We start from the raw sequence: 20867 nt of genomic DNA, 5'->3' as shown, positions 1-20867 counted from the left end.
TGTTCAAAATTTGGCGTTGACTTGATGTTTCGGCGTTATTTCATGAGCCGTTTCTTGTCCGCTGTCACCTCCCCCACGGAACTTGGGGGAGGTCGAGCAGAGCCGTTTAGGCGAATGCGAGGGAGGGGGCGATACGCGTCGGTTGGGCATTTGAACACGGTTTGCCCAGTGCAGGCCCCCTCCCGGATCTTGCTTCGCTCGATCCGACCTCCCCCAGCTGCGCCGGGAGAGGTGAGTGAAACTTGCGGAGCGCCGCAGCGTCAGTTCTTGAACAGCCCAAGGCAAGGCACGGGAGTCAAATGTCAGGCTAGAAAGCCTGACGTACTACATACTCCTTACAGAGGTTTCACTCGCAGGTTGCGAAAGTAGACCTTGCTCTTGGGGTCGTGAGCTTGCAAGGCAAAGGTGCCTTTGCCAAGTCGTCGCTCAAAGCTGCTGTCAAACGGTTGGCGATTGTCTTCTTCGGTGAAATCCACCAACGTCTTTCCATTGACGATCAACTGAATGCGTTTGCCGGTGACGATGATTTCTTGCGTGTACCATTCGTTGTCCTTCACGCCTGGGTCAGCGATGTTTTCGACGCCGTACAGGCTGCTGGTCTTTTTCGGGTCACCGTGCGACACATTGACTTGGCACTCATAACCGTACTTGGGCCAGCCTTCTGGTTGGTATTTCGTGTGGAAGTAGATGCCAGCGTTGCTGCCCGGTGTCGTCATCACTTCTGCTTTGAAATGAAAATCGGTAAACGGCGCGAGGTCGCCGACATAGAACAGGTGACAACGTTCACCGTCACACATCAGCTTGCCGTCTTCGACGTGCCAAGCATCTTGGTTTTCCTCGGCTTTTTTCCAGCCATCAAGTGTCTTGCCGTCAAAGAGGCTGACGAAACCGGTTTCCGTCTTGGCGTCGGCATCCGCTTTGGGCTGATCGGCATGTGCGAAACCGGCGGAAAGAACCAGCGCGGCACAGGAGAGTGTCATCAAACGACGTGAAAGATTCATTTACAGGGACTCAGGTTGTGGGAGGAATGGTTTGACTTGTCAGTCAGTGGCGTCCCAATGAGATCGCCATCAAAAAAAAACGCTCGGCGAATCAATGAATTCGACGAGCGCGAATGTGTCAAAAGGCGGCGGATGCCGAGACTGGATTACTCTTTGTATTCCATGTCGACTGCCGGCAGCTTTCCTGCTTTGATCTTTTCACCGAACAGCGTGCCGTCCTTGCTCTTGTGCTCTGCGTTGACCTTCTTGAACGCCTCGACCATCTTTGCCTTGGCCTCTTCGGGATGCTCCTTCATGTATTCCTTGGTGAAGTCTTCCTTCTTGAGGTACTTGTGCAGAGCTTGTCCGTACTCGTTGCGTGCTTCTTTCTTCTTGGGGTGATCTTTGACGTGGCAGACGTAGCATCCTGCCTTGCGGCCGGCACTCTTGAACTCGTCACTGACATCATCACCGCTGAGATAATCGTTCTTCCACTGCTTGCCGAACTCGCTGATCGCCATCGCGGGGGAAACGAAAAAGCAAACACATCCGAGCAAGATTGCAAACCGTTTCATTCAAAGTCTCCGATTGTTGTTGACGTGCTCATTGGAAAACAGCACGCCCTGGGCAAACCACGTCGCTGGGAGAAAACGTTCTCCGGATCTTGGTGCCAGGGAAAGGTGGGACGGGCAGAGCGTTGTCCGCTCTTACAGACAATTAAGCCTAACGGAGGCTGAAAAGTCAAATCGGCTGACCCCCGGTGGGGCCATTTTTATCGCATTATCACGAAAAAACGCATTCTCACGGCAGTTTCGACGCCATCTCGATCGCTTCGGCAATCGGCAATCCAGGCTTGACACCGGGCCGCAGGTGCCCGACCTCACTGAGCCACGCGTCTCGCAGCAGACGTTGACGCTTCCCAACGTTTTGGGTCAGCTCCGCGTCCGGCGTGGTTTCGTGCGGGATCGAAAACGCGTCCAAAATCGCATGAGCAACCACCTCGTGGCCTTCCTGGTTGTAGTGAACACCGTCGCCCGACATGGCAAAATCGGGATCCGTTTTGCGTTTAGAATCGACATAGGCGGTCAAAGCGGCGTGGACATCGACGACGCGGAGCTTGCTCCCAAACTCCTGCTGGAGCCACTCCGAGTACTGCTGCATCACGTCGTCGTACTTTTCGTAGATTCCCTGCCACGAAAACACATCCGCTTCCGCCGCCATCAACTTGCCCTTCTTTTTCATCGGCAACGGATCAAATGTCGACGGCGTGCACAATACACAGGTTGCCCCCGATGCAGTGACCTTTTCGACCAAGCGACTGATGCCATCGCGGTACGCGGCAAAGCGTTCTTCACTCAACGGGGCATAAACTCCGTCGTTGATTCCGTAACACGCGATGACCAAGTCCGGCTGGATCTTTTTTAACGCGCGATCCAATCGCTCGTGGACACAGGGGCGGGGAAAGGGGTGCCCCGGTTCCGTCAAACCGCTGGTGGTCTCGCTGGACAAACCCAAGTTGATGATGGTCGGCAGGTTTTCATATCCCTCCGCTCGCAGTTGAGCTTCCAACACCGTGATGTAATGCCCAGAGTAGGTGTTCGAGTCACCCAGGAAGAGCACAGTCTTGACGTTTTCGCCGAACGGGTTTTCAGCGGCGGTACTTGGCGTTGCACTCCACGCAGCGGCGACAATCGCGATGCAGAACAGTGCCGAACAGAAGGTGTGATGTTTCATGGCTTACCGGCTTTGTCTTTCCAAACAGATTGCAGTTGTTGATCTCGACCGCATTTCCAGCGGTAGAACTTGTACTTGGTGGGATTCTTGACGTAATAGTCTTGATGATAGTCTTCCGCATCGTAAAAGGTCGCCGCCTTTTCGATCTCGGTATGGACTCGCTGCCCGAGCTCCTGCTCCACGGTGGACTTGCTGGCCAACGCGAGTTTCTTTTGCTCATCGTCGTGATAAAAGATCATCGAGCGGTACTGGTTGCCTTCGTCGCAAAACTGGCCGTCGGCTTGCGTGGGATCGATGTTGTGCCAGAACAAAGTCAGCAGTTGTTCGTAGGTGACCTCGGCTGGGTTGTACTGGATCTTCATCGATTCGATGTGCCCCGTCCGTCCCGTTTTGACTTGTTCATAAGTCGGGTTCTTTGTGCGACCGCCGGTGTAGCCCGAGGTCGTCGAGATCACACCGGGCATTTTGTCAAAGGCGGGCTCCATGCACCAAAAGCATCCTCCGGCAAAGGTTGCCACTTTGGTTTCAGGCTTGTCCGTTGAGGTGCTGGTCGAGCTACTAGTCTGAGCAGGGGCGCATGCGGTGCACGAGATCAAGACGCCGCAAGTGAACAGGTTGATCGCTATCTTGATAAACATCATCGGCCTTTCGGAAGGTGCGTAATCGCCGGTGTCCAAGCTGTTTATCAGCCGCCACGCGATAGCGTCCGGTTCCTGATTACGGGCATGAGAACCGGACGCTATCGCGTGGCGGCTGATTTGCGCAGACTGCTTTCGCACCAATCCACACAAACCATTTCGTGCAAACTTGTTCCGAGGTTAATAGTAAGTCGCGTGAATCATCCGGGCTGGGAACGCATGATCGATCGGGGGTGCGTGGGTTTCGCCAGAAATCGTGTGGGGGGGGGATTCTGGCGAATCCCATTACGGGTGCGTTGGTCAATCAATGCTTGAACATCTGCACGACAAGTTTTTATTGTACCGACTCTTGAGCATGGGCACAAAAAAACCGAGGCCGGCGTGGTTGCCGACCTCGGTGAATTGTTTTCTCAGCTTGCGGGTGCCGATCAGGCGGTCACGCCGAGGCTGGCACGCAGCTTGGCGGCATTGCCGGCTTGGCCGAACGCGGTCATGCGGGCGACGCAGACTTCTTTCATTGCGGCGCGGGCGGGTTTCAGATAGGCGCGTGGATCGAAGGCCGATTTGTCTTCCATCAGCACCTTGCGGATCGCACCGGTGATCGCCATGCGGCAATCGGTATCGACGTTGATCTTGCGAACGCCGCTTTTGATACCACGTTGGATTTCTTCGACCGGCACGCCATAGGTTTGCTTCATCTCACCACCGTACTTGTTGATGATGTCTTGCAATTCCTGAGGAACCGAGCTGCTGCCGTGCATGACGAGGTGCGTGTTGGGCAACTTGGCGTGAATTTCTTCGATGCGGGTCATCGCCAGAACTTCGCCGGTCGGTTTCTTGGTGAACTTGTACGCACCGTGACTGGTGCCGATGGCGACGGCCAGAGCATCGCAACCGGTTTCTTCGACGAACCGTGCGGCTTCATCCGGATCGGTCAGCAATTGATCGCGGGTCAGCTCGCCGACCGCACCATGACCGTCCTCTTGTTCGCCTTCACCGCTTTCCAAGGAGCCAAGGCATCCCAATTCGCCTTCGACACTGACGCCGCGGGCGTGTGCCATCTTGACGACTTCGGCGGTGACTTTGACGTTGTATTCGTAGTCGGCAGGTGTCTTGCCGTCTTCCATCAGCGAACCGTCCATCATCACGCTGGTGAATCCGTTTTCGATCGCGGACAAGCAAGTCTCTGGGCTATTGCCGTGGTCTTGGTGCATGACGATCGGAATGTGCGGGTACAGTTCAACCGCGGCCAGCATCAGGTGACGCAGGTAGGCGTCTTGCGAGTAGGCGCGGGCACCACGCGAGGCTTGAATGATGACCGGCGAATCGGTCTCTTCGGCAGCCTCCATGATCGACTGAATCTGTTCCATGTTGTTGACGTTGAACGCGGCAACGCCGTAGTTGTTTTCGGCCGCGTGATCGAGGACAACGCGAAGTGGAACCAAAGCCATGGTTGAGCTTCCTGAGAATGGTAGAACGGGCAGTGAATTTTGATCCGATTATGCCCTTGATCGGCTGAATCGCAAGGGCTGAATCACAAGGGGCGAATCGTAAGACGCAGGAGCACGGGTTTCATCACGGACGTTTGCCGCCGCCTCACAAGCCGCCGCGAGCTTTGATCCCCGCTTCCAGTGTGGCGATGATTTCGTCGACATCGTAAACGCAGCCCCCCCAGGTCCCGCCGCCGACGCGTTGCAAAGCCGCCCACAACCGGGTGTCTTCGGGCATTTCAGCTTCCACTGCCAAGTCCGGATGGGGCGTACGGTCCCGCAAGAGCGTTTCAGCAGGCTGGCCGTCGGACGACTCGATCAAGTCGACTTGGCCGTCGAGCGTGCGGCGATCGACGCTGATCTCGATCCAGTCGCCGTCGCGAACTTTGGCAATCGGCCCCCCGGCCAAAGCTTCTGGACCGATATGACCGATGCAAGCGCCCGTGCTGACACCAGAAAATCTCGCGTCGGTCAGCAACGCGATCTCCTTGCCAAAAGACAGGTATTTGAGCGCGGACGTGATTTGATACGTCTCCTCCATGCCGCATCCCAGCGGCCCGCGACCGATCAAGACGATGATTTCGCCCGGATGAATCGGCGAATCGGTTTGTCCCTTGATCGCCGCGATCGCGTCCCGCTCGCTGACGAACACGCGAGCCTGTCCGCGTTTGCGGTACACGTCGTCTTCGTCGATCACGCTGGGGTCGATCGACGTCGCTTTGATCACGGAGCCTTCCGGGCAAAGGTTGCCTGAGGGAAAACACACGGTGCTGGTCATGCCTCGCTGGCGTGCCGTCGCGGGCGGTACGATGACTTCGTCCGGGTCCACCCCGTCGGCTTGCTGCAAACGTTCTCGGCAAGCCGACCGGCGATCGCTGACATACCATTGATCCAACAATTCATCCCAAGTCATCCCGGTGACCGTCCTCGCATTTGATTTCAGCAATCCCAACTCGCGGAGGTGCCAAGCCACCTCCGGCACACCACCGGCCAAGAACAATCGCACCGTCGGGTGACCCACCGGACCATTGGGCAAACAATCGACGAACCGCGGGACTTGCTGATTGATTTGCCGAAAGGTTTGTGCCGTCGGCCGCGGCAATCCGGCCGCCGCAGCGATCGCCGGAATGTGCAACAACAGGTTGGTGCTGCCACCGACCGCTGCGTGAATCAGCATCGCGTTGTACAAGGAATCTTCCGTCAGGATGTCCTGCATGGTCACGCCGGTGGCGACCATCTGGCGAGCCACATCGGCCGAGTTCCTGGCAAGCTGTGTCCAAATCGGCTGACCGCTGGGCGCAAGCGCGGCATGCGGCACCGTCATCCCGAGTGCTTCCGCGACGACTTGGCTGGTCGCCGCTGTGCCCAGGAACTGGCAGCCTCCGCCGGGCGTGCCGCAAGCGCGACAGCCTTCCAGCGACGCTTCCTCCAATGACATTTCACCACGTGTGTAACGCACACCGATCGACTGCACCTTGCCCGCGTCTTCGCCCACCGTGGGCGGCAAGGTCACGCCGCCGGGGACCAACACGTTGGCGGTGCCCCCCGTGCCGGCCAACGCCATCATCATCGCCGGCAGACCTTTATCACACGTCGCGATCCCGATCACGGCTTTGCGGCGTGGCAGCGAACGGATCAATCGCCGCATCACGATCGCCGCGTCGTTGCGATAGGGCAACGAGTCAAACATGCCACGGGTTCCTTGGCTGCGACCGTCACAGGGATCGCTGCAATAGGCCGAAAACGGAACGCCGTCGAACGCCGTGATCTGTTCGGCGGCCGCACGAACCAGCAAGCCGATCTCCCAGTGGCCGGTGTGGTACCCGAGTGCCAGCGGCGAGCCGTCTTCGCCACGCAAACCTCCTTGCGTGCTGAGAATCAAATACTGATCGCCCAAAACGCGTCGCGGGTCGAACCCCATGCCCACGCTTTGGGTCAATCCGAACAGATCACCACTGGACCAGTCACGAAGAATTTCGTCGGTCAGCGGCAATTGCCCACGGGGTCCCTTTGCAGAGGTCAACAGTGATTCGGGATCGGGCGGGGCGGCAAAGAAGTCCATGGCGGGCAACAGGAAAGTCGTGATGAAAGGGTCCGGGGGCAGCGGTCGGATCACAAGATCCGTCCCAGTGTGGTTGGGCAGTTTACGGTAAATCGGCCTTGCTCAGGAATTTGCTTGCTTGCTGAAAGCCGATTGAGAGCGCTGCATGACTTACCACACTCCCGATTTCTTGCCCAAAATCCCCGAAACCCCTCAGGCGGTCATTACGTTTTGGACCCCGATTTATAGAATTTGAAGAAGTTTCCGATCCGGAACACTCGATACAACCCTAAAAGTCCGATGTCTTCGTGCGGACTTGCTTTCCCCATACCTCCCCCTGATGGCGGTCCTTGACCGCCTGATCTCTCAATGACGACCACTAAAGAAGTCAAATCGGTTACCGGCATCACGGTTCGCTTGGCAGGAGACTCCGGCGACGGGATGCAATTGCTGGGTACTCAGTTGACCAATACGAGCGCGCTTGCCGGCAACGACGTCGCCACGTTCCCCGATTTCCCCGCCGAGATTCGCGCCCCACGCGGCACCCGCGCCGGAGTCAGTGGATTTCAGGTCCAGTTTGCCCGCGAGGAGATCTTCACACCCGGGGACACCCTCGACGCCCTCGTCGTGATGAACCCGGCGGCAATGGTCACCAACCTGGGCGACTTGCGCAAAGGCGGCATCCTGATCGCCAACGAAGACGGATTCAACGACAAAGAATTCAAGCTCGCCAACGTGGAGTCCAATCCGCTGGACGCCAGTGTGATCGAGGAAACCTATCGTGTGTTCAAAGTCCCGATGACGGCTTTGACGCGTGACGCCGTTTCCCAACACGGCTTGAGCCCCAAGATCGCCGATCGCTGCAAGAACTTCTTTGCGATGGGACTCGTCTACTGGCTCTTTGGCCGCTCACTCGAACCCACCCTGCGTTTCATTTCGGACAAGTTCGGCAAGAAGCCCGATGTCGCGGCCGCCAATGAAGCCGCATTGAGAGCCGGTTGGGCGTTCGGCGAGACCACCGAAGCGTTCGGGGAGAGTTATCAAGTCGAAGCCGCCGAGCTGACTCCGGGTACCTATCGCAACATCATGGGCAACCAAGCCCTCGCATTGGGATTGGTTGCCGCCAGCAAGGTCAGTGGCAAGGACATGTTCTATGGAACCTATCCCATCACACCGGCCAGCGACATTCTGCACGAGTTGACCAGGTTCAAGAACTTTGGCGTCAGGACGTTCCAAGCCGAAGACGAGATCGCTGCGGTCTGCGCGACCATCGGCGCGGCGTTCGGAGGCACCATGGCCGTGACCGCCAGCAGCGGACCAGGCATCGCCCTGAAAGCCGAAGCGATGGGCTTGGGCATGATGCTTGAGTTGCCCATGATCGTGATCAACGTTCAACGCGGCGGCCCCAGCACGGGCTTGCCGACCAAGACCGAGCAGAGCGATTTGTTGCAGGCGATGTTTGGTCGAAACGGTGAGTCACCGATTCCGATCCTGGCACCTCGCTCGCCCGGAGACTGCTTTGACATCGCGGTGGAAGCCTGGCGGATCGCGACGGAGTGCATGGTCCCCGTGATGCTCTTGTCTGACGGCTACATCGCCAACGGCAGCGAGCCATGGCGAATTCCCGAGCTTTCCGACCTGCCAAAGATCGAGATCACGCATCCGGAAGCCAACGACGGCGAACCGTTCTTGCCTTACTTGCGTGACGAAAACCTGTCGCGCCCCTGGGCCATCCCGGGGACCGAAGGACTGACGCACCGCGTCGGCGGACTCGAAAAAGAACACGAGACGGGTAACGTCAGCTACGATCCCAAAAATCACCAGGACATGGTTCGTCGACGCGCCGAAAAGGTCGCCAAGATCGCCGAGCGAATCCCCGAACAAGACATCTTCGGCGAAACGAGCGGCGATTTGTTGGTGGTCTCGTGGGGTGGTACCTACGGTGCCTGTCACACCGCAACGAAACGCTGCCAAGAGGCCGGACACAGCGTCAGCCACATCCACTTGCGTTACATCAACCCGATGCCACGAAACATCGGCACCCTATTGCGTTCTTTCAAAAAGGTCATCGTGCCTGAGTTGAACATGGGCCAACTACGCATGCTCCTGCGTGCGGAGTACTTGGTCGATTGCATCGGGTTCAACAAAGTCCAAGGTAAGCCGTTCACCATCAGTGAGCTGGTCGAAGCCATCGAGAGCAACATGCCCGCCGCCGCGAGCAAGAACGCTGCTGCTGTCAGCAAAGCCGGGTAGACCGAATGCTACCGCGTCACAACTGACCGCTTTGCCGTTTCATTTTCAACAGCTACCACCATCCCATCCATCCACGTTCAATCATGTCTCTGCCCGTTCTGAAAGCTGCCGATTTTGCGTCCGACCAAGACATCCGTTGGTGCCCCGGTTGCGGCGATTACTCCATCCTGGCTCAGATGAAAAAGGTGCTGCCCGAGTTGGGCGTGCCACGCGAAAAGATCGTGTTCATCAGCGGCATCGGATGCAGCAGTCGCTTTCCGTACTACATGAACACCTACGGGATGCACAGCATCCACGGTCGCGCACCGACCTTCGCAACCGGCTTGAAATCCACCCGCCCGGACTTGATGGTTTGGGTCATCACCGGTGACGGCGACGCCTTGTCGATCGGCGGCAACCACTTCATTCACGTCTTGCGCCGAAATCTCGATGTCAATATCGTGCTTTTCAACAACCGCATCTATGGTTTGACCAAGGGACAATACAGCCCGACCAGCACGGAAGGTCAAATCACAAAGAGCACCCCGATGGGCTCAATCGATCACCCGCTCAGCCCACTGTCGGTCGCCTTGGCCGCCGAAGCAACTTTCGTCGCACGCAGCATGGACGCCAACGTCAAACACCTCGGCGATGTGCTCAAGCGAGCCGCACAGCACAAAGGAACCTCGCTCGTCGAGGTCTACCAGAACTGCAATGTGTTCAATGACGGGGCCATGGCATACGCACAAGAAAAGAAACAACGTGCGGACAATGTGGTCGAGTTGGAACACGGCAAACCGCTGGTGTTCGGCCACGACAACGAAAAAGGCATCCGCCTGGTCGGCAACCACTTGGAAATCGTCCAACGTAGCGAAGTGCCCGATGACGATTTGCTGATTCATGACGAACAGGACCCCAATCCGTCCATCCAAATGATGCTCGCCCGCATGCGGTATCCCGAAATGCCAGAACCCATGGGCGTGTTGCGTGCCGTCACCGGAGTCGCCACCTACAACGACCAAATCAACGATCAAGTTGCGTTAGCAAAAACCAAGAAAGGCGAGGGAGACCTCGAAGCCTTGTTCCGCGCCGGTGATACCTGGGAAGTGGAATAAAGTTTTCGGTCGACGCCGCCATCACATCACGTTCATCACAAACCGGGAGGATCCCATGTCACGTGGAAAAACGTACTCTGACGTCACCAAAACCATCGGCGATACACCAATGGTTCAGATCAATCGATTGGTCCCTGCCGGTGGCGCGACCGTGTTCGCCAAATGCGAGTTCTTTCAACCGCTCAACAGCGTCAAAGACCGCATCGGGGTCGCAATGATCGAAGCCGGGGAGAAGGCTGGCAAGATCAACGCAGAGACCCACATCGTCGAGCCGACCAGCGGCAATACCGGGATCGCGTTGGCATTCGTGTGTGCCGCCAAAGGATACAAGTTGACGTTGACGATGCCCGAATCGATGTCCGTCGAACGACGCGCCTTGCTGAGAGCCATGGGCGCAAACCTCGTGCTGACACCGGCGGGCGACGGCATGAAGGGCGCGATCAATCAAGCGATCGAGATCACCCAAAGCGGCGAAAATGCTTACATGCCGCAGCAATTCGAGAATCCGGCCAACCCCGCGATTCACGAAGCAACCACGGGCCCCGAAATTTGGGAAGACAGCGGGCACAATATCGATGCCATCGTCGCCGGCGTCGGGACGGGCGGAACGATCACCGGCGTGTCACGATTCCTGAAGAAGATGAATCCCGATTTCAAAGCCTTCGCGGTCGAGCCCAAACACTCGCCCGTGATCAGCGGTGGAGCTCCAGGCAAGCACCGCATCCAAGGCATCGGTGCCGGCTTCATCCCCGGCAACCTGGACACTTCGATCATCGATGATGTCGTCCAAGTCGATGACGAAGACGCGTTTGAGTGGGGACGGCAGCTGGCCAAGCAAGAGGGCATCGTTGCTGGCATTAGCAGCGGATCCAACATGTGGGCCGCCGCTCAAATCGCCGCCCGCCCCGAGATGAAAGGCAAGCGGATCGTCACGATCATGTGCAGCCTGGGGGAACGCTACCTCAGCACCCCGCTCTTCGGCGACCTCGGCCTCTAGCGGGCCCGTACGTCAGGTACCAGTACGTCAGGCTTTCCAGCCTGACACTCCGCACCCCATGTCAGCCTAGAAAGGCTGACGTACATTGACGCACAACCCACCCTAAATCCAAAATTCTCTCGCTACCGCCGCCCGATCGCTCTTTTGTCGGGCCACAGGAATCTGCTATTCGTCCGTGTGACTGTAGGACCAGTCGTTGTTCTCAACACATGGATTGTGACCGATGAAAGCTTTTGGTATCCGGCTCGCCGCCGGGGCTGTAACCATTTTGTTGGGCGCCATTATGGCCGCTCAGGGCAGTAAAGACCTCGGCAATGGAACCGAAACGGCGTGGAACGTCGATTCGAAGGCCACGGATCAGCCCGTTTCGCCCATTGGCGGCCCAACCGATTTGGATTCCGCTGAAACCTGGGAACCGTCTGCCGTTCAATTGGTTCAACACGTCGAACCGGTGGGAGACGGAGCCGGCTTCACGCTGCCATCGGGCGCCAGTGACGGCGCAAACGAAACCGTCGACACGTCATCTGCCCCGGCAATAGGAGGCGGACCGCAGATGACGATGGGAATGCCCACCTTTGCCGATGTCAATGATTCCGCTCCACCGACAGCAGCCCCACCACAGGACGCTGCTGAATCAATGACGGGCATGACCCCCGCAGTCACCGACGCACCCTCGAACGACCTTCGTGGCAACGGCGCTCTTTCGACGCCAGCGGGATTCGAGCACGAAATGCCAGTCGCGACGGAATCACCGTCGATGCCCAACACGCCGGAGATGCCAAACATGCCCGAGATGGCCAACGTGCCATCCGAAACCGCGGAGGCTCCCTTCATGTCGCCCGTCGCAATGCTCGGCGCTGTGACTTTGCCGGGTGACGATCAACCAACGCAGCAAACTACGCCTCAGTCTTCTGCCCAAATGACCTTGCGGAGCAATGCGGAGCCATCCATTCGCTTGACGCCCAATGGTGGATTCGTTGACAACGCGACCGATCCAACTGCCGCCGCAATGAACACGCCAGCCGCAGACGCAGCTTGGGATGCTGACGCAGGTCAAGACTTCAACGTGCCTGCGATGCAATTTGCCGCCGAAACAAACTTGCCCGCTGCCGATACCGCTCCCTCGACCACCGCGAACGGGTTCGTCGGCAACAACTACGACAACGGCTACGATCCAACACAAACACAACCCGATTACTCGGCAGCAGGCGCACCCGCGCCAGCATCCATGCCGGGATACCCCGGATTTGATTCACAATCAGCCGTCGCGCAATCGCAAACTCCGCCATACCCACAGCCGGGCCAACACAACGGTACCCAACCACAATACGCCCCAGCTCAGTACAACGCGGCTCAATACGATCCAGCACAATACAACCCACCGCAAGCCGCTCCGACACAAAACATGGCTGCGTCGCCGTACGGACAAGCCCAACCGCCTCAACTGCCGCCACCCAGCTATCCAGCAACCGAAGCACCTCAGTTGCCTAGGGGCAACTCGTTTACCCCGGTACCTGCACGTGTCGCATCGACACAGAGCAGCGGCGTCCCTGGATCACTCAACGGCAACCAGCAACTACCGCCATCGTCCTCTGATCTCGCGCCCAAGGGTCCGACCATGGCGTCGCCGGGAGAACGGACTCTCGATGGAGTCCAGCAACCCAGTGTCGTGATTCACAAGCGGGCACCGGAGGAAGTCAAAGTCGGCAAGCCGGCCTCGTTTGTTATCCATGTGCAAAACGTCGGCAACGCGACGGCGCTCGACGTTCGCGTGCAAGACCGTGTTCCTGCAGGAATGCGTTTACAAGACGCCACTCCCCGTCCGGACCCCAAGTATCAGCCGGAACTTTTCTGGGTCCTTGGCGATCTGCAGGCAGGCGAAGAACGCACGATCACGTTGCAGTTGGTTCCCGAACAAGAAGGCGAGCTGGGCAGCGTCGCACGCGTGACCTTTGAAGCCGCCGCGTCGGTGCGTACGGTCAGCACCCGTCCCGAACTCAAAATCGTTCAACACGCTGTCAAACAAGTGCCCATTGGACAGCAAGTCGAGATCGAACTGGAAATCAGCAACCCGGGCAGCGGCGATGCGACCAACGTGTTGCTGCAAGAAAACGTCCCCGACGGTCTTTCGCACCCCGCGGGTCGTGAACTGGACAACTTGCTGGGAACACTTCGTCCCGGTGAGCAGCGTCGTCAAGTGCTGCGGATGCGTGCGGTCGAGCCCGGGATTGTCGAGAACACGATTACGGTCAAAGGTGACGATGGCTTGGAAAGTACGCACACGATCGCCATCGAAGTCATCTCGCCGCAGTTGCAAGTCAGCTTGACCGGACCGTCGCGTCGCTACCTGGAACGCCAAGCAACGTTCTTGATGAACGTTGCCAACGCGGGAACAGACGACGCACGCAATGTGGAAATCGCGGTCCAGCTCGATCGCGGGTTCACTTTCGTGGAAACGGAATACGAAGGCCAATACGACCCGTCCCGACATGCGGTCTTCTGGTCGTTGCCAAATCTCGGCAAAGGCGAATCGGGTCAAGTCAAATTGACTTTGTTGCCTGTCGAGGAAGGCGAACGTGTCTTGCAGGTCGAAGCAACAGCCGACATGGGCCAAAAAGCGACCAACGAGAGTCGCGTCGCGGTGGACTCATTGGCTGAATTGTCGTTTGCGATTAGCGACTCAGCTGACCCGATCGAGGTCGGAGGCGAGACCACGTACGAGATCAAAGTCAACAACTCAGGCTCCAAGGACGACAGCAACGTCCGGGTTCAGATGTTGTTACCACCCGGATTGGAACTCGTCGGCAACGGCGATTTCCAAACCGACGGTCGCGGCACGGTGGCTTTCACCCCGAAAGCCATTTTGCAGGCCAACGGTGAATTCGTGTACCGCGTGAAAGCTCGCGGCACTGCTCCTGGCAGCCACATCATCAAAGCCGTGGTGACAAGCGACCAGTCCAAGGTCGCGGTGACCAAGGAAGAAGCCACGATGGTGTACGCCGATCAGTGATCGCCTTCATCGTCGCTTGATCTTCTAGATCGATAGCGTGGACCTCGGCCATTCAAAATTCAGTGTTGACTCGACGTTTCAGCGTTGTTTTTTGAGCCATTCCTTGTCCACTGTCACCTCCCCCAAGGAACCTGGGGGAGGTCGAGCAGAGCCGTTTAGGCGAATGCGAGGGAGGGGGACTGTCTGCGCAAGTAAGCGTCTTAAATTGGGAATTCACTAGAAAGGGCACGCCATCGACGCGGAACGTCGAGCGACTATCCCGCACCCGCGCGGATTTCTTTCAAACGTAAATAAGTCAGCCGCGGCAGAAGTGCAAAAACAATGATCGCCAACGTGAACGTCGCGATCGTCGGTACGAGGCGGCTCCCAGTCGCCTCGGAATCCACCGCAGTCGCTGCCGCGTGAATCCACAACAACTGCGGGACCGCGGCAACCGCCGCCGCCGATAAATACGGCACCAATCTCGCGCGATAAGCTCCCATCGCATAGCTGATCACCATCGTGGGCAGGGGAGAAAGTCTCACCAACAGGTGAAACCCGAACCCCGCTTCACCCGCCAGTTGAGCAATTGCCTCCAGCCACGGGCGCTGTTGCCCCGACTCATCTTCTTCCTCAGCCTCTTCGTCCCCAGCTACTGAATCCTTCGGTGATCCAAGCGTGACTTCGGAAAACCACCATCGCCCCAGGATGTAATTCACGAACGCTGCAATCACGGCGATCAACAACAACAATGCGCCCCCGAGCCATGTCCCAAACAAAGCACCCGCGGAGAGCGCAATCACCGTTTTGGGCACCACGGTCGACATCAACCCGATCGACACAACTACAAATAAGGCTGGTGCCCAGCTCCCTTGCTCCGCGACCCAACGCGAAACATCGCGAAACTCCACTCCGCGCCACCAAAGAGTCACTGCCAACGCGATCAATGCCAAAGCGGCGATGATGCGAATGAAGGGTAGGCGGCGGGTGGCGGGATCGTTTGCGACAGTGATTGGACAGAACACCTGTTAGAGATTTCGGTCATGGCTTGCGAAGCCATGCGTGGTGGTGGCATCATATACGCACACCCTTCACACCATGATAGCGATTCGACGACACATATGACTCGCGGGACATCGACAACCATCGAATCTCCGCCGCTCACCAGCAACCGCTGGATCGGCGCGCCGGCTCAACGCTGGGCGTCGCACAATCTGTCTCGAAACCCCTTCGGCGAGTTGACCCGCCAAGAAAGAATCGAACTGGCAGTGGTTGACGTTCAGGCGGTCGCCCAGTTCATTTCCCAACCGCGTCGAGCCTACCAGTTCATCGGCGAGTGTGGTCGTGGCAAGACGACGCGAATGCTGGCGATCACACGCCACATCCCCGACGCGACCTACGCGTACTTGCCCGAAGACGAACCATGTCCTCCGATTGCAGCGGGCAGTGTCGTGATGATCGACGAGGCTCAGCGTATGCCGCGTCGGATTCGACAGGCCGTCTTTGCCAGCGGACTGCCGCTTGTTCTCGCCACACATCGCAATCTCAGCGGACCGCTTCGTCGCGCGGGCTACACCGTGCAAACCGAACGCATCGGATTGCAACTGAGCGATTCTTTGTTGCAACAAATCTTGAATCAGCGAATCCACGCCTCGCGTCGTGATACCGAGGCATCGGTTCCAGAAATCAGCTTAGCTGATTGTCGGGCACTGATCCGTCGTTTTGGAACGGACGTGCGCGCAATGGAAAGCTACTTGTACGATATCGTCCAACAACAAGTGAACTCTCATGGCAAAATGCGATTTATCGATCACCTTGGATGAACCCTCCGGTGTTTACCCAGGCGGCGGCAAGATCACGGGAACCGTCAAGGTTCATGCCGATGCCGATGTGAAATGCAAAGGCCTCGACGTTCAGTCCGTCTGGAAGACTCACGGACGCGGAAACGTCGCCTCGGGCACCGTCGAAACCGTCACGTTGTTCACCGGCCAATGGACCGCCGGCCAATCCGAAGAATATCGATTCGAGTTGCCGATTGCCGAGTGGCCCCCGAGCTATCACGGCAACTATCTCAACATCGATCACTACATCGAGGCACGTGCAAAGATCCCTTGGGCGTTCGACCCCAAGGCCTCCGTCGAGTTCTTGATGCAGCCCACGTGCGGCCCTGAGATAGCCGACGCGCAAGCCTCCGTCTCAGCAAAGATGGGAATGATCGGATGGATCTTCACCAGTATGATTGTGTTCATGGTCTTTGGCGCGATCTTGGCAGGTTGTGCCGGCTTCTTTGTCGCTGGTGCTCAGAACCCTTTCATTTTCTTCATCGTGGGCGGTATCGTCACCTTCATCGGCGGCTTCATTGCGATGAAGTACTACTTGCCAAAATTCTTGCTCGGTGAGGTTCATTGTGAATTGAAATCCATCCGCGTTTCACCCGGCGAACAAGTCAATGGCGAGTTGAAACTCCAGCCACGAAAAAACGTGCCGATCAACGGCGTCACGATGAAGTTTGTCGGCAAAGAAGTCTGCATCAGCGGCAGCGGCAGCAATCGAACGACGCACTCCAATACGTTCTACGAAACCGAAACCGTCCTCGAACCCGCCGGCGTGTTGAAGCCCGGTGTCGCCAAACACTTTCCTCTCTCCGTCCCACTGCCGGGCGATGTTCCGTACTCCATTGATCTGAACGACAACGACATCAAATGGAGTGTCGAAGTCCGTGTGGACATTCCACGTTGGCCCGACTGGAGCAAGTCATTCGACATCACTGTCGTGCCCAGCGGCAAACAAGCCGTGGCGACGACCCCAACTCGTACGGAAACAACGGTGTCGCCGCCCGCTGACGATGAATCCGGCCTGACGTTCGCGGAAACCGCCTCGCACATCTGGAGTTCCAAAGATGACAAGGAGCAAGTCGAGATGTTGGTGGACGCAGTCAACGGCCTGAACTTTGACATCGAAGCGTTCGTCGAACGGCGACTGCTGTACAGCGGCGAGGACGATCCCCACGTCTACAAAGATGGCTATGCGGTTTGGGCTCGCTACACCGACCCACCGCTACCGATGGTGTTGTACGTCCCGCATGACTTGGCCGACGAGTTCGAGCAAGCCGGACGGGACGTGTGGAGCGGTCGCGGCACCGTCGTCGGCTGGGACAGCCGTCACCGACGCCTACAAGTCAAACTGCTCAGCAGTACGTCAGCCTTTCCAGGCTGACATTCACGACCCATTCCATAGACATCGCAGGGACAATACTGCTGCAGACAGAGCACTTCGCACTCACTCAACCGAAACTGCCATGACCAATCTCTCACTTACTCCATTTCTATTTCGCCTACTATTGTTGTGTGCAGTCATGTTAGCGATTGGATGTCGTGAAAGACGTTTTAACGCCGATTTCTACACTTCCCTGCAATCAATTGGATACATGGAGGAAGGTATTGAATACAAGTTTGGAAACTTGCCGCCAGATTCGTTTGTGGTTGTAAGCAGACATGAAAGCGGCATTTCAATTGTGAACACCAATGAATGTTACGACGACGACGGTTTGGTCGTTGAGGTCGATGGGAATGGAAAGTGTGTTATCACAGTGCACTTTGCAGAATTTTCTGATCCTGACAACTTCATTGCCGTCGTGGGAGATAAGCAAATTGTCACAGCTCGCAAACCAAGGCATCTCCTTCGAGATCGTATCTAGTTCGCCTTTCCTGGCTGAGCTATCCAAACCCACTCCACCTTCAACGCGTCACCGTCAACACCAAACCGCCTTCCGTCCGTTGAGTATCAAAGTCCTCATTGTCTGTCGCGAACCGGTCATGACCGGCTACTATCGACCACGCCAGCAACTCGGTCCACTGGTAGCTCAGACGTCCGTGAAGTCGCCAGAACAGCTCGTCACGTGATACGGTTCCGGTGAAATCATCGTACGCTCGATAGCCAACGCCCCAGGTCGGAACGAAGGACCAGCGAGATGAAACTTTGCACTGAGAGGAACCGTGCAAGTTAATCGACTGATAGCGATAGTCAGCCCCGACTGTGTCGGCCCACTGTCCATCCAGCCCGAGCGAGAAAGTCGGCATGCCATCCCAGCCCGTTTGAAAAAACTCGCTGATCCCGACGGAATACGTGATGCCGTCCAGTGACGTTTGACCGGGCGTCTGGCCATCGTCGGAAAAATCGGAGTCAGCAAGCGTCAAATAGCCGTAGATCGCTTTTAGGTCCGGTCGAATCACCGTCATGGATGCTGTCCAAGCATGCCGGTTGCCGACAGAAACCCAGTCAAAGTAATCCGTCGAATAGACATAATCCAAGCGGCCGATCACCTCACTGTCCAACAGTGTGAAGTCTCTTTCCCAAAACGCTCCCGGCTGAAAACTGGCCAAATTGAATGACTCAAATGCGCTCTCGTTCGCTGTGAAATAGCCACGAAAAAGTGGTCCCATCCTCATCGTGTCGGTGCGTAACACTTTCCAATCGATGTCAGGACTTGCAAATGCTTGATAGCTAGCACTGTCGCTCTGCACCAGCTCGCGACTGACCGGCGTGAGTGTCACGTTGCTGTTGTAGAGAACTCCTGTTTCTAAAAAAACGCGCAATCGATGCGTGGGTGTCGAAACCTCGGATTCCAAGGAATCTAGTCGAGTCTCCAGATCGTCAGCTCCGTCAAACGACTGCATTTCGTATCCCACCGTCGTGAATGGTGATTCGCTTTTTGTGGCGGAGTTTTCTATGCCCATGGACGGTCCCGACGACGGACGCATCACCGGCATGCCCATGGGATGATCGGATGGATCGTTCGTCATGGGAATTCCCTGAGTCGTCAACTCCGCCGCGTAGCTACTGGCCGGAGCGATCTGAAACACCTTGTTGAAATGTGATTGCGCCTCGCTCGTCTCGGGACCTTGGAGCAACAGTTGGCCCAAGTCAAAGTGAGCAGCGGCATTCTCATCGTCCAGTGCCACTGCACGTCGAACCGACTGGATGGCGTCATCGGTTTGTCCCAAGGCCTTTTGTACTCGCCCCAATACTCGCCAGGAATCCGAGTGTTTTGGACGCTCGGCAACTTTCTGCTGCATCAATGCCAGCATCGCCTGCTGCCCTGCGGACGGCGCCGTTTCGGTTCCCATCGCATCAGCACAAATGCTGATCAACAGAAATGCGATCAATAAAATACGAGACAAGAGGTTTATCTTTCGCACAAGCATATGACTCATCGAATCATTTGGTTCGAAGTCGGCAAATCGGAGAAACCCGTCTGGTTGCAGAGGGACTCGTTCTATTACCGTTGGCTTCGAAGTGTGAGGTATCGAACGATTGACAATGTTCGCTACCCCAATCTTCAACGTCCAAACACAATGCGACGAAGCTCGTCGTCAATTCGACAACTTCTCCGCAAGCCCCATCCCGTCTCTTGAGGAATCGTTCACGGATGAATATTCGCAGATCGCTTTATCGTTCCACCGGACTTGTCTCTGTGCTCCTGGCATCGGCAACGTTGACGCAGGCTCAAGGCCTGGGTGGATTGTTGCCCGGCCAAGGGGCCGCGCAAAATCAGACTCAGCAACGCGTTCAGCAACAGGTTCAGACGCAAGTCCAACAGCGTGTTCAAGCACAGGTTCAGAACCAAGTTAGAGCACAAGTACAAGGACAAGTGCAGCAACGTATTCAGTCCCAAGTCGCCGGCGGCGTGCAAGCGAGACTGAATGGTCAAATCCAAGCCAGAGCGAATCAAGCGGTTCGTTTGGCAGCACGGGCCAGAGCAACCGCCGCATCTGCGTCTCAAGCCAATGTCGATGCCAACGTGAACACCAACATCTCCGTGAATGCGACACCAGGAGTTCAATCACGTACCAATGCGTCTGCCGGACTGAACGCTTCGACGCGTTCATCACGTCGTCCCGTCACGGTCACTCAAACCGATATCGAAGTGTTCGACTCGATCTTTGGTCAGTTCAATCCACTGCGTAGTGGCAGCGTGGTCTTGGCATCGGCAGAATCCAGCTCCCATGGTTCGTCGGCGACTGCACAGGAAAGTGAGGAAGCGAATCCATTCGTGCGTCCGAATCGCAGCAAACGCAACAATGGCGAAGCCGTCGAGAACACGAATTCTCAAGACACCGCACAACAACGTAGAGAGAATACGAACACCAGCGTCGTCGGAATCCTCTCTGCAAACGCTGACTTTGGCGCGATGATCTCCGTCGCGGCACGCCAACGACGTGCGGAAATCGCTCAGATGCGTGACCAAGCCATCGCATCGGCGAGCGCGGAATTGTTGGCTCAGGCCGACGCGATGGAAAACCAACTGGATGCGTTCGCGGCCGCGCAACAGCAGGCAGCCACGCATGCTCAAGCACGTAGCAATGGTACTGTTTCAACCGCCGCAGACAACGTTTCAGCACGTGGAAACATCCGCGCCAATGCAAACATCCAAAGCGATAACAGTGCGAGGCTGAACGCGAATTCGCAAGCTGCCACAGCGAGCGCCGCCAGCAACACCAACGGATCAGCAACCGTTCGATAACGTCTGTATGAAATCGGGCAGGTTAAAAACCTGCCCCACGACGGCAGCGATCGTAGGTCATGCTCTGCATGACAAAATCCGATTTGCATCAAAGGGGTCAGGCCTCTTTGATGAGGGTAAGCGTCTGT

General features: G+C 57.0%; 16 protein-coding genes. 8 read left to right on the top strand and 8 right to left on the bottom strand.

Annotation, left to right across the window (positions count from 1 at the left end; genetic code table 11):
• Positions 1 to 335: 335 nt before the first annotated feature.
• From Pla52nx_RS07730 to Pla52nx_RS07705, 6 genes are all read right to left on the bottom strand, one after another.
• Positions 336 to 1001: a 3-keto-disaccharide hydrolase gene (locus tag Pla52nx_RS07730; RefSeq protein ID WP_146522467.1), complete on the bottom strand. Its 666-nt coding sequence runs from the start codon at positions 999 to 1001 to the stop codon at positions 336 to 338.
• Positions 1002 to 1147: 146 nt separating this feature from the next.
• Entirely contained in the window at positions 1148 to 1555 is a 408-nt protein-coding gene (locus tag Pla52nx_RS07725) for a hypothetical protein (protein ID WP_146522466.1), read from the bottom strand.
• A 226-nt stretch (positions 1556 to 1781) separates the two neighbouring features.
• Positions 1782 to 2714, bottom strand: coding sequence for an SGNH/GDSL hydrolase family protein (locus Pla52nx_RS07720; protein WP_146522465.1), 933 nt, complete (start codon positions 2712 to 2714; stop codon positions 1782 to 1784).
• Positions 2711 to 3352, bottom strand: a complete 642-nt coding sequence (gene msrA, locus Pla52nx_RS07715; RefSeq protein ID WP_146522464.1) for a peptide-methionine (S)-S-oxide reductase MsrA — start codon at positions 3350 to 3352, stop codon at positions 2711 to 2713. The genes Pla52nx_RS07720 and msrA overlap by 4 nt, the downstream gene beginning before the upstream one ends.
• 428 nt (positions 3353 to 3780) lie before the next feature.
• Entirely contained in the window at positions 3781 to 4803 is a 1023-nt protein-coding gene (gene fba, locus Pla52nx_RS07710; RefSeq protein ID WP_146522463.1) for a class II fructose-bisphosphate aldolase, read from the bottom strand.
• Positions 4804 to 4948: 145 nt separating this feature from the next.
• Entirely contained in the window at positions 4949 to 6904 is a 1956-nt protein-coding gene (locus Pla52nx_RS07705) for a YjhG/YagF family D-xylonate dehydratase (RefSeq protein ID WP_146522566.1), read from the bottom strand.
• A gap of 348 nt (positions 6905 to 7252) precedes the next feature.
• Between Pla52nx_RS07705 and Pla52nx_RS07700 the strand changes: the two genes are divergently transcribed.
• The 4 genes from Pla52nx_RS07700 to Pla52nx_RS07685 all read left to right on the top strand — a co-directional run bounded on the left by Pla52nx_RS07700 (position 7253) and on the right by Pla52nx_RS07685 (position 14237).
• Positions 7253 to 9136: a 2-oxoacid:acceptor oxidoreductase subunit alpha gene (locus Pla52nx_RS07700; protein WP_146522462.1), complete on the top strand. Its 1884-nt coding sequence runs from the start codon at positions 7253 to 7255 to the stop codon at positions 9134 to 9136.
• An 83-nt stretch (positions 9137 to 9219) separates the two neighbouring features.
• Complete coding sequence (locus Pla52nx_RS07695; RefSeq protein ID WP_146522461.1) at positions 9220 to 10230, top strand: 2-oxoacid:ferredoxin oxidoreductase subunit beta; 1011 nt, start codon at positions 9220 to 9222, stop codon at positions 10228 to 10230.
• Between the two features lie 55 nt (positions 10231 to 10285).
• Positions 10286 to 11227 (top strand): cysteine synthase A, encoded by a 942-nt coding sequence (gene cysK / locus Pla52nx_RS07690; RefSeq protein WP_146522460.1) that lies wholly within the window; start codon positions 10286 to 10288, stop codon positions 11225 to 11227.
• Between the two features lie 223 nt (positions 11228 to 11450).
• Positions 11451 to 14237, top strand: coding sequence for a DUF11 domain-containing protein (locus Pla52nx_RS07685; RefSeq protein ID WP_146522459.1), 2787 nt, complete (start codon positions 11451 to 11453; stop codon positions 14235 to 14237).
• Between the two features lie 254 nt (positions 14238 to 14491).
• On the opposite strand, the gene Pla52nx_RS07680 is transcribed toward Pla52nx_RS07685, so the two are convergent.
• Positions 14492 to 15241, bottom strand: a complete 750-nt coding sequence (locus Pla52nx_RS07680; RefSeq protein ID WP_146522458.1) for a TVP38/TMEM64 family protein — start codon at positions 15239 to 15241, stop codon at positions 14492 to 14494.
• A gap of 18 nt (positions 15242 to 15259) precedes the next feature.
• On the opposite strand from Pla52nx_RS07680, the gene Pla52nx_RS07675 reads away from it, so the two are divergent.
• The 3 genes from Pla52nx_RS07675 (at position 15260) to Pla52nx_RS07665 (ending at position 17913) form a co-directional block, all read left to right on the top strand.
• Complete coding sequence (locus Pla52nx_RS07675) at positions 15260 to 16039, top strand: hypothetical protein (RefSeq protein ID WP_146522457.1); 780 nt, start codon at positions 15260 to 15262, stop codon at positions 16037 to 16039.
• Positions 16005 to 17432 (top strand): sporulation protein, encoded by a 1428-nt coding sequence (locus Pla52nx_RS07670; RefSeq protein WP_146522456.1) that lies wholly within the window; start codon positions 16005 to 16007, stop codon positions 17430 to 17432. Before Pla52nx_RS07675 ends, Pla52nx_RS07670 begins: the two co-directional genes overlap by 35 nt.
• Positions 17433 to 17514: 82 nt before the next feature.
• Entirely contained in the window at positions 17515 to 17913 is a 399-nt protein-coding gene (locus tag Pla52nx_RS07665) for a hypothetical protein (RefSeq protein ID WP_146522455.1), read from the top strand.
• 40 nt (positions 17914 to 17953) lie between these two features.
• Here the strand turns inward: Pla52nx_RS07665 and Pla52nx_RS07660 are convergent, their stop codons facing one another.
• A complete protein-coding gene (locus Pla52nx_RS07660; protein WP_146522454.1) occupies positions 17954 to 19429 on the bottom strand; it encodes a tetratricopeptide repeat protein in 1476 nt (491 codons plus the stop codon).
• 215 nt (positions 19430 to 19644) lie between these two features.
• On the opposite strand from Pla52nx_RS07660, the gene Pla52nx_RS07655 reads away from it, so the two are divergent.
• Positions 19645 to 20739, top strand: coding sequence for a hypothetical protein (locus Pla52nx_RS07655; RefSeq protein WP_146522453.1), 1095 nt, complete (start codon positions 19645 to 19647; stop codon positions 20737 to 20739).
• Positions 20740 to 20867: the final 128 nt, after the last annotated feature.

The sequence above is a fragment of the Stieleria varia genome (genome assembly GCF_038443385.1).
In the GTDB taxonomy this organism is placed as follows: domain Bacteria; phylum Planctomycetota; class Planctomycetia; order Pirellulales; family Pirellulaceae; genus Stieleria; species Stieleria varia.
Note: the sequence above shows the minus strand (reverse complement) of the source record. Positions and strands in the feature narration are given on the sequence as shown.

Bases quoted from the DNA above. Each gene is read 5' to 3' on its own strand.
- Pla52nx_RS07655 (WP_146522453.1), top strand. From the start codon at position 19,645: ATGAATATTCGCAGATCGCTTTATCGTTCCACCGGACTTGTCTCTGTG.
- Pla52nx_RS07665 (WP_146522455.1), top strand. From the start codon at position 17,515: ATGACCAATCTCTCACTTACTCCATTTCTATTTCGCCTACTATTGTTG.
- Pla52nx_RS07725 (WP_146522466.1), bottom strand. From the start codon at position 1,555: ATGAAACGGTTTGCAATCTTGCTCGGATGTGTTTGCTTTTTCGTTTCC.
- Pla52nx_RS07705 (WP_146522566.1), bottom strand. From the start codon at position 6,904: ATGGACTTCTTTGCCGCCCCGCCCGATCCCGAATCACTGTTGACCTCT.
- Pla52nx_RS07695 (WP_146522461.1), top strand. From the start codon at position 9,220: ATGTCTCTGCCCGTTCTGAAAGCTGCCGATTTTGCGTCCGACCAAGAC.
- Pla52nx_RS07720 (WP_146522465.1), bottom strand. From the start codon at position 2,714: ATGAAACATCACACCTTCTGTTCGGCACTGTTCTGCATCGCGATTGTC.
- Pla52nx_RS07670 (WP_146522456.1), top strand. From the start codon at position 16,005: ATGGCAAAATGCGATTTATCGATCACCTTGGATGAACCCTCCGGTGTT.
- Pla52nx_RS07675 (WP_146522457.1), top strand. From the start codon at position 15,260: ATGGCTTGCGAAGCCATGCGTGGTGGTGGCATCATATACGCACACCCT.
- Pla52nx_RS07700 (WP_146522462.1), top strand. From the start codon at position 7,253: ATGACGACCACTAAAGAAGTCAAATCGGTTACCGGCATCACGGTTCGC.
- Pla52nx_RS07660 (WP_146522454.1), bottom strand. From the start codon at position 19,429: ATGAGTCATATGCTTGTGCGAAAGATAAACCTCTTGTCTCGTATTTTA.
- Pla52nx_RS07685 (WP_146522459.1), top strand. From the start codon at position 11,451: ATGAAAGCTTTTGGTATCCGGCTCGCCGCCGGGGCTGTAACCATTTTG.
- msrA (WP_146522464.1), bottom strand. From the start codon at position 3,352: ATGTTTATCAAGATAGCGATCAACCTGTTCACTTGCGGCGTCTTGATC.
- fba (WP_146522463.1), bottom strand. From the start codon at position 4,803: ATGGCTTTGGTTCCACTTCGCGTTGTCCTCGATCACGCGGCCGAAAAC.
- Pla52nx_RS07730 (WP_146522467.1), bottom strand. From the start codon at position 1,001: ATGAATCTTTCACGTCGTTTGATGACACTCTCCTGTGCCGCGCTGGTT.
- cysK (WP_146522460.1), top strand. From the start codon at position 10,286: ATGTCACGTGGAAAAACGTACTCTGACGTCACCAAAACCATCGGCGAT.